Below are 13,728 nucleotides of genomic sequence, written 5' to 3'. Positions count from 1 at the left end.
GGGATAGGGATAGGCAAGCGATGCATCTTCAGCACAAAGAGAAGTGGTTTCTTCATGTACTGAACTTGCGGTGGAATTCCACGCCTGGACTACGCCCCATACAGGAAGGGTGATAAGCAAGCAAGCGATACCCCAAACTAGCGTTTTGTTCATCTCGAGTTCCTCCTGAAAGATTGAAGAGTGTGAAGGGAAGAGATAATCGCTCGTGGTTACGTCGCGAGCAATTACCCAAGAGCTTTTACAAACCCGTTAAGGTTGCTGTATCTGTGGTGTCGCCCGGCTCGCTGGGGCCTAAACCCAGAGTTGCACTGGCTGTTAAAAAACAAGCATCGATATTATACCAGGTTCTACGGCTTATTGGATGAAGAACATTCCTTTTCTTTGCTCACCAAAAAAGCCGGCTAAGCCGGCTTTTTTGGTGAGCAAAATATGTTTACGCACAGCCTAGCGTTCGCATCGCCTGATGCGTGGTCAGATGAATATGCTCGGTGCCGAGTTTGTCAACAAAGTGCGCCCGTTTCAGGCCGTCCATGACGGGGCCTTTGATTTCGGCGAGGTGTAGTTGCACCCCAGCGTCGCGCAGGCTCTGGATCAGCGCTTCAAGCGTGTGCAACGCGCTCGAGTCGATGAAGTTGATCGCCGAACCAATCAAGACCAGGTGTTTCACCTCGGGTCGTTCCGCGACAATGCGCAGCAGTTCGTCTTCGAGATAGCGCGTGTTCGCGAAATAGAGGCTTTCGTCGACTCGGACGGCGACGACGTGCGGCCAGGTTTTGACGTCGTAGCGCAAGATGTTGCGGTAGACTTCACTCTCGCCGATCTGTCCAACGACGGCGATGTGTGGGCGGCTGGTGCGCCAGAGGTAGAGTGCCAGCGAGACGCCGACCCCAACAAAGATCCCTGCTTCAATGCCCAGCAAAAGCACCGCTGCAAACGTGATGCCCCACGTCGCTGCATCGCTCCGGTTGGCCTGCGCAATGTGCGCCGGCTCTTTCAGATCGACCAGCCCAAAGACGGCCACAATGACGGTCGCCGCCAGCACTGCCTGCGGCAAGAAGTAGAAGAGCGGGGTAAAAAAGAGCAGGATCAACGCAATGCCACCCGCCGTCACCAGCGACGCCAGTCCGGTGATCGCACCGGCCTGATAGTTGACCACCGAGCGCGCGAAACCACCGGTGACCGGATACCCGCTGAAGAGGCCAGCCGCAATATTCGCGGCACCAAGCGCGACCAGTTCCTGGTTGGGATCAATCACCGCACGGCGCTTGCTCGCCAGCGCTTTGGCAACGGCGATCGACTCAACGACGCTCACCAGGATAATTGCCGCTGCCGCGGGCATCAACGCCTGGGCATCAGCCACATTTGGTGAAGGCCAACTCAGTGGTGAGAGACCAGCCGGAATGCTGCCGACGACCGCTACCCCGGCTGTTAGATCGAGCCGCAAGGCCCAGGTGACAATCGAGCCAAGCAAAACCGTCACCAGCGGCGCACCACTCACGATCAGCGTCACGGCAAGCGGATTCAACCCCGCTTTTTGCAAGATCGGCCGCAGCTTCTTGCGGAAGAAGAGCAGCATTGCAATACTGGCTCCTCCGATCGTTAGCGTGACCGGATTCGTCATGCCAAGGCCGACAATAGCATTATACAAAATATCATAAATATGGGGGCCAGCAATTGGGTATCCCAGAATATATTTTAGTTGCCCGGCTGCAATAATTAATGCCGAAGCAGTCGTAAACGCAGCTAAGACCGGGTGCGAAATAAAGTTAAGAATCACACCCATACGAAAGAGCCCAAGGAGCAATTTGACTACACCAACCATCAAGGCCAGCAAGAGCACCAACTGGATATAGCGCGCACTTCCCGGATCGGCGAGCGTACTGACCCCGCTAAAGACCAAGAGCGAGGTGATCGCGACGGGCCCCACCGAGAGTTGCCCCGAGGTTCCGAGCAGCGCATAGATGATCAACGGCACAACCGAGGCGTACAATCCGATCTGCGGGGGCAATCCGGCGAGTTGGGCATAGGCCATGCTCTGAGGAATGAGCATGATGGCCGTCACAATCCCGGCGACCAGATCACTCGGCAGATCTTCCCGACGATAGTTGAAGAGCCAGCGGGTGAAGGGAAAGTAACGGCCCAGACCTTTGGCCTGAGCCGCCGATGCCGCTCGACCCGCAAGCGACGGTGATGATGCCATGAGAAATCCCTGCCCTATTTGGTCGCTTCGGCGACGCGATCCATATAATCATCGGCACAGAAGCCAAAGGTCTCCATCGAGTCATCGTCATACCCTGCCGCCCGCAATTCAGCCTCGGCCTGCTCGCGGGTCCAGCCGTGATGCTGCTGGCGATAGAGCATCCACATCAGGCCAACGCGGGTGGCGCTGCGACAGTGGAAAACAAGGCGCCCAGTGTCGGGGTTCTCTACCAGATCAGCCAGTTCTTCGACGTGCTCGGCCTCAAGCTCATAGGCCGGCCAGGGTGCGTGAAAATAACGCAGTCCCGCTGCCTCGGCATTGCGGGCCTGTTCGGCAGCGCGCTCGGGGTCGCTGCGCAAATTGATCACCGTACGATAGCCCTGCTCAACCAATTTGGCCCAGTCCTCGATCTGTGGCTGCGAAGCCAGCAGCACATCAGGGGTCACGGCATAGCTCCGCAAGGTGGCACCCTCGGTCTGTGCCTGCAAATTGCCACAGGGAAGTTCATTCGTTGCCATTCTCTAAGCTCCTTATATCCTAGCCGCGATCCATCGGAAAACCAGCGCGCGCCCACGCCATCATCCCACCGCTCAGGTTCGTCACATTCGTGAAGCCTTTGCGTGACAGTTGCTCACAGGCGACTCCACTGCGGTTGCCCGAACGACAGACGCAGATAATTGGCTGGTCTTGCGGCAACTCCTCAATGCGGTTGGCCAACATCGGTAGTGGGAGCAACCGCGACCCTGCGATGCGCCCGTCGTAGGTGTACTCTTCACCCGAACGAACATCTACCAGCAAGAGGTTTTCACCCTGATCAAGGCGCTGCTTCAACGTTTTTACATCAATCGTAGCTGGCCCTGTCGCACTTCGCGAACCACCCTGAAAAAGATTACGCAACATATGATGACCTTCTTTCTTTGCTTTCAAGTTCTTCAAACGCTCTTCATTTGCCCAGCTAGCCTGAGCCACCCTTGCCGTCACCACCTCCCCTAGGGCGATTGCATCTTCCGTGTAGGCACCCTGCCAAGGCCCCCGCAGGGGCACCCGCAAGGGGTGCCCCTACACCGGATGCGGCCCCGCCCCGGTACGGGCACCCCTTGCGGGTGCCCCGCCCCGGTACGGGCACCCCTTGCGGGTGCCCCGTTGTCTCCGATTTCGTATGATGCAATCGCCCTACTACCTCCCCCCTCTCCCCTTGGGGGAGAGGGGGGCAGGGGGGTGAGGGGGATTCCCCTAGATAAACAACGTCACTTTCGCACGGGCGGCATCGCCGAGGAAGGTCGCGACCCCACCGGTCTCCAGACCATCAACCAGTTCGGCATCCCTCACGCCCAGCAGTTCACGGGACATATCACAGACGACCATGCGCACCCCGAGTTCTTGCGCCAGACCAAAGAGTTCTTCGGGCGATGAGACATCGTGCTTGCGCATCAGGCCACGGATAATCTGCGCACCGGCACCAAAGAAGTTCATCTGCGACAGGCCGGTCTCACCAAGTTTGCCTGGCAGCATCGCGGTAAAGCCCTGCTCGAGCAGATCCTTGCCGGTGAAGATCTTCTGCTTCTTGACGGCGTTGAGCCCCCAGAAGGTGAAGAACATGCTCACCTCGAGCCCCATCGAAGCCGCCCCGGTCGCAATGATGAACGCGGCAATCGCCTTGTCCAGTTCACCCGAGAAGACCACCATTGCCACCCGATCCTCGATCCCCTGCGCGGGGTGAGCCTCCAGTTCATTCACCCGGCTCTCCAGGGCATTGATCCGCTCAAGCAACGTTTGGGTGTCAAAGGTCTCACTCATCTCAATGGTCATTGTCTTGATACTCCCTTAAGCTATGTGTCGCTATTGATATAGTCTGTGAACAACGTTTTCCGGCATTCCCGGGAGTGAGGGCGTCCCGCCCTCGCTCCCGTCGCATCACCGTCTTAGGACGTACGCTTCAGGTAGTGAACGTAGAGATCCTGCCCGCCCTCTTGCTCTGTCTCCTGGGCTACCAGTTCAACATTCTTGGCCGTCTTGGCCCAACCCTGGAAGTCGGCAACCGAACCACGATCCGTCGCGACCACCTTGAGCACCTGGCCGACCGTCAGATCCGCAATGGCCTTGCGGCTCTTTACCAACGGCATCGGGCACTTGGCCCCCTTCACATCCAGCGTCTGATCAAAACTATTCGCCATGAGATTGACTCCTTATCGATATATCGAGAGATATTAAACCTTGGCGCCTCTGCGCCTTTGCGTCAAAAAACCGTCCTCGTTGCAAGGTCTTGGGCTTAGCCTGCCAGGGCACAAATATTCTTCCCAAGCTCCAGTTCGTTCGCCTTGCCGTCACATGCTTCAACCAGACCAATGTTGACCCGCTTGATCTCAACATACTCGGGCGGGAAGACCGGCAGGTGACTCAGCACATAGGCCGTGAATTCCTCTTCGCTGCGTGGCTGCAGGGCATCGTTGTGGGCACGGACTTCGCTGTATGGTGCGGCGAAGATGCCTTCGGCAGTGCCTTCGTCAAGTGTGCTAAAGTGCGCCGGCAGGATGAGGGTATCATCATTCACGATTTTCGGCAAACGCTCGGTCAGGCTCCGGTACAGGATTGGTGTCCAGGCTTCGCCCTTGCCACCCAGGTCAGGCCGACCGAACGAGCGCAGGAAGATGCCATCGCCGGTAAAGAGCGCGCTGCGCCCATCGGGCGTATCGACCCGGTAGTTGACCTGCCCAAGCGTGTGGCCCGGGAACCAGGCAACGGTGATGGTCGTCTGCCCAACCTGGAATTGCTGACCATCCTCAAGTGAGGTGTAGGCAATCGTTGCGGGCAGCATATCAATCGGGTGAATGGCATCGTACGCGTGGACATAATAGGTTGCGCCAGTGATCGTCGCCAGCGCCGGGCCGCCACTGATGTGATCGGCGTGAACGTGCGTGTCGAGTAGGTGCGTCATCGTCGCGCCAGCCTCGGCTGCCAGGTTGAGGTAGACCTCGGTGTGGCGCATCGGGTCAATCAGCGCCATCTTGCCGTCGCTGATCACCGCGAAGCTCAGGTCGCCACGGGCAGGGCGGGCAATCTGCACGATCCGGCCCCAGGCGGCGTTGACCACGTCACGCACATCGTAGAAGTTGCCCCAGCTGGTGAAACCACCCTGCAGGTAGCGTGCGTTGTACCCATGCCCGGCCAGCAACTCGGCCACATACTGCGACGAACCCTCTTTGGCACAAACGACCATAATCTCACGGTCGGCTGGCACCCGCGCCACTGACCCATCTTCGTCCTCAAGGAATTCGAAGTAGGGAATATTGACGGCGGTCAGGTTGCTCTGCCCCTCAATCGGGCTCCGCTTGAACTCGTCCTCGTTGCGGACATCGAGGATAAAGATCGCCTCGTTGTCAAGGATGCGGGCATACAACTCGTTGGCAGTAAATTCAGCGATGCCAGTCTGGCCTTCAATCAGGGTCATTGCAAAACTCCTTTTATTCTTCGTGCACGTCAGCACAAATCTCTTATGGGTGTAGTCTACCCTGCCAACGTAAGACGAACACGAGGGAATCGTAAGAGTTTCGTAAGGATATGCACAGATTATGCACAGATATGGTTGCGCAACAAAAGACGGCCAGCACAGCTGGCCGTCTTCCTAAAAACCTAGGCTTGTGCTGGCGTAAACGGCCAGTTGTGCTGGCCGTTTACGCCAGCACAAGCCTTAATTCGCCCACTGACGGTTGCGGGCGGGGGCCGCGAGCCGGTGATACCCCGGTCCAAACGGCAGGGTTGGTTGCGTTGGGATCGGTGCTTCGAGCAATGCCTCGGCGGTGCGGATCAAGCCAGTCAAGATCTGGAGATCATCCCGACTCAAGCAGAGCCCGCTTTTATTGAGCCAGAGTTGAATACCGCCGTCGGGGCTCTGCATCAGTTGGTAGTAGCCACAGCGGAGGAAACCCGGCTCTTCTTCGGCGCACCATTCATCGAGCAGCATCGCCAGGTGCCCAAGATCATAGAGCGCAATGCGTATCGTCGCCTCATCCCAGACAAGGTTCAGACTTCCATCAAGATTAGCGGTAATCAAACGTCCAGGCGTGGCACGGGCCAGGGTGATGCTCTGCGTTTCCATAGTATGGGTACTCTAAGGTGCTATTCCAGCACGATCACATTAATCAAGATCAAGCTTCCGCGCTAGGCGTTTGCGCATCCGCCGATGGAGTTTCTCTAACACCGGACGCCCATCACGCACATGCTCAAGTACAATCTGGCGGGTCGAGACCGGACAGAGGCGCAAGTAGGGATACATCCCCGGCACCAGGGTCAGTACCGGGCCATCATCACAAAAGTCCTGGCAGCGTGTCTGCACTACCGTGACGGCCTGGGTAAGACCTGCTTCCTGCACGGCTGCCTCGGCAGCCTGCTGGATCATCCCGCCCCCCGCCCGCAAACAATGCTTGCCTCCACAGACCGCGATGCAAGGCTGCCCATTGCGTGCTACTTGCTCAATCGACGGCCCCCGCTCACGGTCGCGTTTACCCATAGATGCGATACCTTTACCAACACCAGGCCAAGCCAACCCAGCCCAAGCGCGAGTACAACCTGGATCAAATCAAGCCACGCAAGCATCATACACCTCTATGGTGAACAGACTACCTCTGCTTGTTAGTATCTGCAAACATCCTTCCGTATAGTAGCTGAATTACGTGACTTGTCTAGTTGTGAATTTCCGAACTACTATCGAACTGGCGCATGGTGCGGCGCTTGTAGCGTGCATAGGCAGGCTTGGCGGCAACCAGCAACTCCCAATAGTGAGGATAGTCTGCGCACGAACCCTGCTACTCATCCCAGATATACGCATGCGGCTCCATAGGAATGGTTTGCACGCGCCAGCGAGCGTTGTCTTTCAATAACCGAAAACTTAGGCGCACACGAAACTCTTCACCCAACGTCGGAGCATTGCGACCTGCCCGCCAGATCGTCTTGTGCTCATCAGGATTGTAGCGCTCCTGAAGCATCCCATTCGGCACAGCAGCAACTATGATCCTCTCAAGCTGGTGTGTGCCATTGTTATCTGTGTACGCATACTTCACAAACATTGTTGTGGTAAGAAAGTGCTCCTGATTCAAGTTCAAGACGACAGGTAACTTCCCATCAACTGAAACCGATGCTCCTGCACGGATCTGCTTTACGGTCATGGAGAGTTGCGAAATCTGAAGCGTTGCAGTTCCTGCCCCACTCACTGACTCGGCTTTTGAGTCAACAAAAAGTGCTTGTTTCAACGCAAAATCGGGATGAAACAGATAGCGTGCTCGCTTATAGTCTACTTTGCCAAAGAGACGCTGGTTGACGCGTGACATACCAAGCCGATCAAGGGCTTCACGGGTCACATCTTCCCCAATATCGGCAACCTGATCGTTTTCAGCTTGAAAGATGATCGATGCCTCGTGCCGATAATCGTACAAGGCCTGGACAAGCAAGCGTAATGACGCTTTTTCGATGGCCTCAATACGATCAAGATTCTCTTGCAAATCATATGGATTAATCAGCGTCACGCTCATGCTCCACAATGAGTTGCTGATGATGTAGTTGAACATACTGCTCTTCTTGAGGGGAGACTGGCATAAGCAGTTGTTCACGATTCAACTCGGCACTGATGTGATCATGCGCAAGCTGGACGTAGGTTTCATCAAATTCAATACCAAGGTATTGGCGTCCCTCGCGGACGCACGCGACAGCGGTTGTTCCACTACCGAGAAAACAATCAAGGACAAGATCATCTGCATCAGTGAGCAAACGTATAACACGCGTTGGCAACTCAACAGGGAATTTTGCTTCATGATCATAATTTGCCCGTACTGACGGGAAACTCCACACGCCACGCGAGCCCCAGTTTTTCCACTCGTCAGCCGTCAAGCGTTGACGATCATAGCTTGTGATGCCTGGTTTCCAGAAAATATAGATATACTCAAATTCATCGACTGATCGGTACGAGAGGCTCGCCCAGCGTGAGTTTTCCCACGCTGCATCTTTAACCCAGATCCGCCGATCATATGGGAAGAACCCGGATTCTAACGCCCAGGCTTCAACTAAACCCCCAACGATCTTGACTCGCGTTTGGGTTTCATGTTTGCCGCCACGGATGTTGTTGCCGTTCAGACGGCGATCAATCGTTTGCTCACTGCACCCAAGCAGTTTGGCAATTTGATAACGATTGAAATTGGGATGCTCTTCCCATGCTTGCAAAATGGCTTCACGTGTGACTGATGAACGTTTACGATGCACCGCATCAGCCTGGATCTTTGGCATGGCAGGATCTTTGAAACATAAGATATCAGCAATGTTGATCACCAGAAAGCCACCGGGCTTAATAATTGAAAAATGCAATTGAATAACCGATTGCAATAGATCTTGCCAGTCTTCAAATGTGAGATGTGCTTCGTACTGTTTGCCTACAAAATACGGTGGCGACCAGATACTGAGGGCAACACTATTTGGCCTAATGCGCGGAAGCAATGCTCGTGCATCCCCTTGATAGACCGCATTAGGACGCAAATATTCAACATCAGGGCCTGTCTCATCATAGAGCCTGCGAAATTGTTCCTGCAGATCTTTTGGTAGTCGATCAATCTTGAATTCAACTGAAGAGTCTTTGATTGGCTCCATTGAAATGCCTTGTCATAGAACGAAAGAGCTATACTTTTATCGTAGCATAAAAGTATGTTGCTTGCAACAAGTTGGCAATGACACGGATGCTGGCGAACACAACCAACTGCGCTGGTTATCTTCGCCAGCTTACGCCTAAGCGTTCACTCTTCTACGCAATCTTCCCACCACATCCAGGTGGCATCGCCGGTCGACGCTGCACCGCGATCAACGTAGTTGCGGAGGACGCCCCGCACGACAAAGCCGTTTTTGAGTTGCGGGGTGATCGTTGGGTCGTTGAGCCGCCCCGCAACCACTTCGGCGATGTAGGCGTCGACCGAGAGATGATCGGCGTGCTGTCCGTACCCCGGCATCGCTCCGCCAAAGACAATCCCCTTCAGCTTCAGACGGCGCACGAGCTCTTTGCGTACTCCATAAAGCATGGTCGCAATCCCACGCCCTCGATACGCGGGATGCACACTCATATCGGCCCCATAGAGCCACCTGCCCTGCGGGTTATGTTGGCTGAAGCTGTTTTTGCCGGTGATGGCGCGGTAGGTGTGCTGTTGCCGGCACTGCTCTTCGCCAATGCGGAACGTGCTGCTCTGCCCAACGACCCGTTCGCCATCGAGGGCGATGTGCTGCCCTTCGGGAAAGACCGCTAGCTGCGCCGCGAACATCTCGGCTTGCATCAGATCTTCCGGAGATAGGGTCGGAAAACAGATCCGCTGATGTTCAACCAGTTGAGCAATATGCTCGGGTCGCGTGTTGCAAATGGTGATCATTGCGCACCTATTGCTGCGGTGGCTGCACACGTACCACCTGGACACGGGTGTCGCCTGCCAGGAAACTCAGGATCGTGGTGATCAGCGAAATGACCAACCCTCCCCAGAAGGCGGGCCAGAAACCGTCAATAAAAAAGCTGATGCCAATTTGATCGGCCAGCGCTGAGGTCAACCCAAGCAAGACGGCATTGATCACTAATCCAAACAGGCCGAGGGTTAGAATGACCAGCGGGCAGGTCAACAGGTAGAGCAATGGCCTGAGCAAGGCATTGAGCAGCCCAAAGACAAGCGCAACGATGCCAATGTGCCAACCAGGACCGCTAAACTCAATCCCTGGCACAATCCAGACGGCGGCGAAAATACCCAGCGAACTGATCATCCAGCGCAAAAGTAACTGTTGCCATGCAGGCCGTTGTTCAGGCAGGACAAACTGAGGTTCTTGCATCTCATCTCCTTGGCAGTGCGATTCGCCCTCACATGCTTCTCATGATACTATAGGTTGCTTCTGGCACGGCTGCCAAACGCTTTTTTCTGTCGCTGGCATCCAAGCCAGTTATGACGGTTTACATGCTAGAGCAGTCCTATCTGAAGACCCAAAGCGTCTAGGACTGCTCTAGCAATAATAATGATGGTGAACATAAGACATCATATGATCAACTCCACTACCTTTCACGAAGTTCAACGCAGCGCTGCCGCTGACGGCAAGGCTGACTATTTTCGTCTGCATCGGTATCGGTTTGCTGCCATGCTGGCCGCGATGCAGGGCTCTGCCGGTGCCTCAGTGCTTGAGGTCGGGGTGACTCCCGGCCATTTTACCGAGTTGCTCGTGCGCTCGGGCTTTCAGGTAACCGGTTTGGATCTTGATCCCGCACGTCGCCAGGCGCTTTGGGCACGGCTAGGGGTGACCGTCCACCAGGCGCATCTCGAACGTGAGCCGTTGCCCTTTGCCGATGGTATGTTTGATTGGTTGGTCTTTTCTGAGGTCATCGAGCACCTCGTCTATTCGCCGCTACCGGTCCTTCGCGAGTTCCGGCGTGTCTTGCGTCCTGGTGGACACCTCTTGATCTCAACCCCTAATGAGCTCTATGCCAAGAGTCGCTTGCGCCTGATCCTCCGCGCTTTGCTCTGGCAGAGCCTCAGTACCCGTGCCGAGTTCCGTCATCAGATGCGGCTTGAGGGCGAGGCGCGTTATACCACGCATGCGCGGACGTATACAATGGCTGAGTTGACCTGGCTTGTTGAACAGGCGGGCTTCAAGGTGCTCCAACGCCGCTATGAGGCCCCATGGGAGCAGGTGGGGCTTGAGGCTGAGCGCTTGCGTACGCATCCGTTACGTTTTCTGGTCAAGGGGGCCTTTGCCGCGTTGACCGCCACGTTGCCGCCAACGCGTTCGATGTTGCTCGTGGTCGCGCAGGCGTGATGCCAATGATGCAATCGCCCTGAGCTTCGCTTTAAGAATCGTTGACAAGTCCAATATTCTCGTGTACGCTATGACGTATAGAAGGATCCAGCGCGGCTGGATGCGTCTCAGATGGAGGGGGCAATGCCCGAGATTACCAGTGTTGATTCGCCTCAGATCGAGGCGTATCGCCTGTTTCTAAAGTTGCATAAACGTTTTCAAGAGTTGAATCGTGAAGAGTTTCGTCCATATGATCTCTCGACGCCACAGTATGCGATTTTATTTCATGCGACCGTGGAAGGGGTGCCATTGAGCTATATCTGTCAGCAGATGGTGGCCGATAATAGCAATTTGACGCGCCTGGTTGATCGTCTCGAGGCCCGAGGATTGGTGCGCCGCGCTGCCGATCCCCACGACCGTCGCGTGACACTGGTGCAATTGACCGCCGAGGGCAAGGCGTTGATTGATGAACTGCGCCCTCGCCATCGAGCCTACGTTGAAGAACGGATGAGCCATCTCAACCCGGAACAATTGACGGCCCTTCACGAGGCGATGCAAACCCTCTACGATGCGCTCAGTCACGAGGATGGCGCTTGATATGACCGTTTCGCCTAGCCCGACCGTGACCGATGCGCGCCTACCTCAATTTCTGCGCGCCTTGCGCCACCGCAACTACCGGCTCTTTTTTATTGGTCAGCTCATCTCGTTGACTGGTACCTGGATGCAGTCGGTGGCGCAGGGCTGGCTTGTCTTGCGCCTGACCGACTCGCCGGCCTTGCTTGGCATCGTTGCTGCGGCTAGTTCATTGCCGGTGCTGCTCTTTTCGTTGCAAGCAGGGACCGTCGTTGATCGCGTCTCGAAGCAGAAACTCTTGCTGGCAACCCAGGTTGCCGCGATGCTGCTGGCAATTTCGCTCGCTGTCTTGACGATCAGCGGGCTGATTCAGGTGTGGCATATTCTTGTGATGGCGATGTTGCTTGGGTTCGTCAATGCCTTTGATGCGCCAACGCGCCAGTCGTTTACGGTCGAGATGGTTGGGCGCGAAGATCTGCTCAATGCGATTGCGCTCAATTCTTCTATTTTCAATGCTGCACGTATGATTGGGCCAGCCGTGGCGGGTCTCCTGGTAGCCTTGATTGGCGAAGGCCCGGCCTTTGCCTTGAATGCGGTGAGCTTTATTTTTGTCATTGCGAGCCTGTTGATGATGCGCCTGCCGCCGTTCACGGCCCCAAAGGCTTCGCGGAGTAGTGACCAACTCAAAGAGGGGCTGCGCTATATCAAGCAAGAACGGCGCGTGCAGGCGCTGTTGATCCAGGCCATGGCGATCAGTCTCTTCTGTTTTGTCCATATTCCGTTGTTACCGGTCTTTGCCCGTGATGTGTTAGGAACTGGGGCGGCAGGGCTCGGGGCGCTCTCGTCGGCGAGTGGCTTCGGTGCCCTGATCGCTGCGCTGATCCTGGCGCAACTCGGTGATAAGCTCCGGCGAGGGCGCTTGCTCATCTTTGCGGCGTTGCTCTACCCGCTGCTGATGATCATCTTTACCACGACGCGCCTGCTGCCGCTGGCAATGCTCTTGATCGGTGTCGCCGGTTGGGCCGGCGTGACGACGATGGCGTTGACCAATACGCTGATTCAGGCGCTCGTGCCCGATGCACTGCGTGGCCGGGTGATGAGTGTCTTTACCCTGATCCTGATGGGAATGAGCCCGATGGGGGGCCTTGCCGCTGGTGTGCTGGCCGAGATGGTTGGCAGCGTGCCGCTGGTGGTGGCGGCTAGCGCCGTGATCGGCTGGGCGATCATCATTGTGGTCAACTGGCGGGCACCCTTTTTGCGTCAATTATAGAGCGCGTTGCTGCCGCCAGTTTTGCTAGCGGCAGCAACGTGCAGGGTGTGCCGCTGCGCACTCTACTCATGACCGACTGCCGATCAACAAGGTTGATGGCTTTGCGGGGAACATGAATAGCTCAGGGTACCGGACTCAGAAAATCAGCGGCGACATAGCCCTCTTGCCCCTCGGGCGTGCGCACATGGCGCCACAGAAAGTTGTCACCTGGCACATCTGGGCCGATCTGTTCGATGATTTGCCCGTCGGGAAGGGTTGCCAGCGGCGTTGTGTTGCGTGAGGGTTCGGGCCGCAGAAAGAGCCCTTGCACGCCAGTTCCTGCGACAATGAACCGTTGAGGGGCCGGGGGGGGCAACGCTTCTTCGGGTATGGCGCTCGGCAATTCGCCGGGCAGATTGCCGCCAAGCACCGGATCACTGATGATGGCGGTCGGCTCAGGACGATCAAAGCTCAGACCTGCTTCACGTTGCTCGGTGCGTGAAAAGGCGAGCAGGGCTATCAAGAGGACAACCAGCAGCAGCCCAATGCCAGCAAGATACTTCCATCCACCTGACTGAAGCCAGAGTTGTAGCTCCTGAGGGGAACCGGGTAACATGCCGCGTTTGGGGGCACGCTGCGTTCCTGAGCGCTCTTGACGCCATCGGGCATTCGCTGGCTCTTCGCGAGTCCATGCATCACCAGAGGGATCAAGGCGTTCGGTTCGGCGTGACGTCTCGGCCCCGCTGATCGGCTGATCGTCGGGCAGACGTCGGGTACGACGTGGTCGCGCTTGTTCGAACTCTTCGTGAGGGTCGCTCATGCCTCCTCCAGGACAATTAATGAGAGCTATCTTCCCGGATGTTTGTTGGGGAAGGATTTCGGTTTCCACAGAACGTGCATGCGTTATCATAAC

At 56.2% G+C, this 13,728-nt stretch carries 16 protein-coding genes; 3 read left to right on the top strand and 13 right to left on the bottom strand.

Annotated elements, in window-relative coordinates:
* Positions 1-433: 433 nt before the first annotated feature.
* The 12 genes from A9Q02_RS07640 to A9Q02_RS07585 all read right to left on the bottom strand — a co-directional run bounded on the left by A9Q02_RS07640 (position 434) and on the right by A9Q02_RS07585 (position 10,039).
* Positions 434-2,200 (bottom strand): SulP family inorganic anion transporter, encoded by a 1,767-nt coding sequence (locus A9Q02_RS07640; protein WP_097651764.1) that lies wholly within the window; start codon positions 2,198-2,200, stop codon positions 434-436.
* Positions 2,201-2,214: 14 nt separating this feature from the next.
* Positions 2,215-2,718: a protein tyrosine phosphatase family protein gene (locus A9Q02_RS07635; protein ID WP_097651763.1), complete on the bottom strand. Its 504-nt coding sequence runs from the start codon at positions 2,716-2,718 to the stop codon at positions 2,215-2,217.
* Between the two features lie 19 nt (positions 2,719-2,737).
* The gene (locus A9Q02_RS07630; RefSeq protein WP_097651762.1) at positions 2,738-3,100 is read right to left on the bottom strand and encodes a rhodanese-like domain-containing protein; all 363 of its coding nucleotides are present in this window, start codon (positions 3,098-3,100) and stop codon (positions 2,738-2,740) included.
* A gap of 333 nt (positions 3,101-3,433) precedes the next feature.
* Positions 3,434-4,009, bottom strand: a complete 576-nt coding sequence (locus tag A9Q02_RS07625) for a DsrE/DsrF/DrsH-like family protein (protein WP_097651761.1) — start codon at positions 4,007-4,009, stop codon at positions 3,434-3,436.
* A gap of 113 nt (positions 4,010-4,122) precedes the next feature.
* Positions 4,123-4,374 (bottom strand): sulfurtransferase TusA family protein, encoded by a 252-nt coding sequence (locus A9Q02_RS07620; RefSeq protein ID WP_097651760.1) that lies wholly within the window; start codon positions 4,372-4,374, stop codon positions 4,123-4,125.
* 95 nt (positions 4,375-4,469) lie between these two features.
* Positions 4,470-5,648: an MBL fold metallo-hydrolase gene (locus tag A9Q02_RS07615; protein WP_097651759.1), complete on the bottom strand. Its 1,179-nt coding sequence runs from the start codon at positions 5,646-5,648 to the stop codon at positions 4,470-4,472.
* A gap of 240 nt (positions 5,649-5,888) precedes the next feature.
* Positions 5,889-6,296 carry a hypothetical protein gene (locus A9Q02_RS07610; RefSeq protein WP_097651758.1) on the bottom strand — a complete coding sequence of 136 codons (408 nt, stop codon included), beginning with the start codon at positions 6,294-6,296 and terminating at the stop codon, positions 5,889-5,891.
* Positions 6,297-6,335: 39 nt separating this feature from the next.
* Complete coding sequence (locus A9Q02_RS07605) at positions 6,336-6,707, bottom strand: (2Fe-2S) ferredoxin domain-containing protein (protein WP_097651757.1); 372 nt, start codon at positions 6,705-6,707, stop codon at positions 6,336-6,338.
* A 295-nt stretch (positions 6,708-7,002) separates the two neighbouring features.
* Positions 7,003-7,761 (bottom strand): SfiI family type II restriction endonuclease, encoded by a 759-nt coding sequence (locus A9Q02_RS07600; protein ID WP_245860444.1) that lies wholly within the window; start codon positions 7,759-7,761, stop codon positions 7,003-7,005.
* Positions 7,706-8,830, bottom strand: a complete 1,125-nt coding sequence (locus A9Q02_RS07595) for a DNA-methyltransferase (RefSeq protein ID WP_097651755.1) — start codon at positions 8,828-8,830, stop codon at positions 7,706-7,708. The genes A9Q02_RS07600 and A9Q02_RS07595 overlap by 56 nt, the downstream gene beginning before the upstream one ends.
* Before the next feature lie 143 nt (positions 8,831-8,973).
* Entirely contained in the window at positions 8,974-9,594 is a 621-nt protein-coding gene (locus tag A9Q02_RS07590) for a GNAT family N-acetyltransferase (protein WP_097651754.1), read from the bottom strand.
* A 7-nt stretch (positions 9,595-9,601) separates the two neighbouring features.
* Positions 9,602-10,039, bottom strand: coding sequence for a phage holin family protein (locus A9Q02_RS07585; RefSeq protein WP_097651753.1), 438 nt, complete (start codon positions 10,037-10,039; stop codon positions 9,602-9,604).
* A gap of 204 nt (positions 10,040-10,243) precedes the next feature.
* On the opposite strand from A9Q02_RS07585, the gene A9Q02_RS07580 reads away from it, so the two are divergent.
* The 3 genes from A9Q02_RS07580 to A9Q02_RS07570 all read left to right on the top strand — a co-directional run bounded on the left by A9Q02_RS07580 (position 10,244) and on the right by A9Q02_RS07570 (position 12,836).
* A complete protein-coding gene (locus A9Q02_RS07580) occupies positions 10,244-11,014 on the top strand; it encodes a class I SAM-dependent methyltransferase (protein ID WP_172450769.1) in 771 nt (256 codons plus the stop codon).
* Between the two features lie 123 nt (positions 11,015-11,137).
* Positions 11,138-11,590 (top strand): MarR family winged helix-turn-helix transcriptional regulator, encoded by a 453-nt coding sequence (locus tag A9Q02_RS07575; protein WP_097651751.1) that lies wholly within the window; start codon positions 11,138-11,140, stop codon positions 11,588-11,590.
* Between the two features lies 1 nt (position 11,591).
* Entirely contained in the window at positions 11,592-12,836 is a 1,245-nt protein-coding gene (locus tag A9Q02_RS07570) for an MFS transporter (protein ID WP_097651783.1), read from the top strand.
* A 121-nt stretch (positions 12,837-12,957) separates the two neighbouring features.
* On the opposite strand, the gene A9Q02_RS07565 is transcribed toward A9Q02_RS07570, so the two are convergent.
* Positions 12,958-13,635, bottom strand: a complete 678-nt coding sequence (locus A9Q02_RS07565; protein WP_172450767.1) for an SH3 domain-containing protein — start codon at positions 13,633-13,635, stop codon at positions 12,958-12,960.
* Positions 13,636-13,728 lie beyond the last annotated feature (93 nt).

It is taken from the genome of Candidatus Chloroploca asiatica, assembly GCF_002532075.1.
GTDB classification, from domain to species: Bacteria; Chloroflexota; Chloroflexia; order Chloroflexales; family Chloroflexaceae; genus Chloroploca; species Chloroploca asiatica.
Note: the sequence above shows the minus strand (reverse complement) of the source record. Positions and strands in the feature narration are given on the sequence as shown.

Bases quoted from the DNA above. Each gene is read 5' to 3' on its own strand.
- A9Q02_RS07640 (WP_097651764.1), bottom strand. From the start codon at position 2,200: ATGGCATCATCACCGTCGCTTGCGGGTCGAGCGGCATCGGCGGCTCAG.
- A9Q02_RS07585 (WP_097651753.1), bottom strand. From the start codon at position 10,039: ATGCAAGAACCTCAGTTTGTCCTGCCTGAACAACGGCCTGCATGGCAA.
- A9Q02_RS07575 (WP_097651751.1), top strand. From the start codon at position 11,138: ATGCCCGAGATTACCAGTGTTGATTCGCCTCAGATCGAGGCGTATCGC.
- A9Q02_RS07570 (WP_097651783.1), top strand. From the start codon at position 11,592: ATGACCGTTTCGCCTAGCCCGACCGTGACCGATGCGCGCCTACCTCAA.
- A9Q02_RS07580 (WP_172450769.1), top strand. From the start codon at position 10,244: ATGATCAACTCCACTACCTTTCACGAAGTTCAACGCAGCGCTGCCGCT.
- A9Q02_RS07590 (WP_097651754.1), bottom strand. From the start codon at position 9,594: ATGATCACCATTTGCAACACGCGACCCGAGCATATTGCTCAACTGGTT.
- A9Q02_RS07605 (WP_097651757.1), bottom strand. From the start codon at position 6,707: ATGGGTAAACGCGACCGTGAGCGGGGGCCGTCGATTGAGCAAGTAGCA.
- A9Q02_RS07595 (WP_097651755.1), bottom strand. From the start codon at position 8,830: ATGGAGCCAATCAAAGACTCTTCAGTTGAATTCAAGATTGATCGACTA.
- A9Q02_RS07565 (WP_172450767.1), bottom strand. From the start codon at position 13,635: ATGAGCGACCCTCACGAAGAGTTCGAACAAGCGCGACCACGTCGTACC.
- A9Q02_RS07625 (WP_097651761.1), bottom strand. From the start codon at position 4,009: ATGACCATTGAGATGAGTGAGACCTTTGACACCCAAACGTTGCTTGAG.
- A9Q02_RS07600 (WP_245860444.1), bottom strand. From the start codon at position 7,761: ATGTTCAACTACATCATCAGCAACTCATTGTGGAGCATGAGCGTGACG.
- A9Q02_RS07610 (WP_097651758.1), bottom strand. From the start codon at position 6,296: ATGGAAACGCAGAGCATCACCCTGGCCCGTGCCACGCCTGGACGTTTG.
- A9Q02_RS07630 (WP_097651762.1), bottom strand. From the start codon at position 3,100: ATGTTGCGTAATCTTTTTCAGGGTGGTTCGCGAAGTGCGACAGGGCCA.
- A9Q02_RS07615 (WP_097651759.1), bottom strand. From the start codon at position 5,648: ATGACCCTGATTGAAGGCCAGACTGGCATCGCTGAATTTACTGCCAAC.
- A9Q02_RS07635 (WP_097651763.1), bottom strand. From the start codon at position 2,718: ATGGCAACGAATGAACTTCCCTGTGGCAATTTGCAGGCACAGACCGAG.
- A9Q02_RS07620 (WP_097651760.1), bottom strand. From the start codon at position 4,374: ATGGCGAATAGTTTTGATCAGACGCTGGATGTGAAGGGGGCCAAGTGC.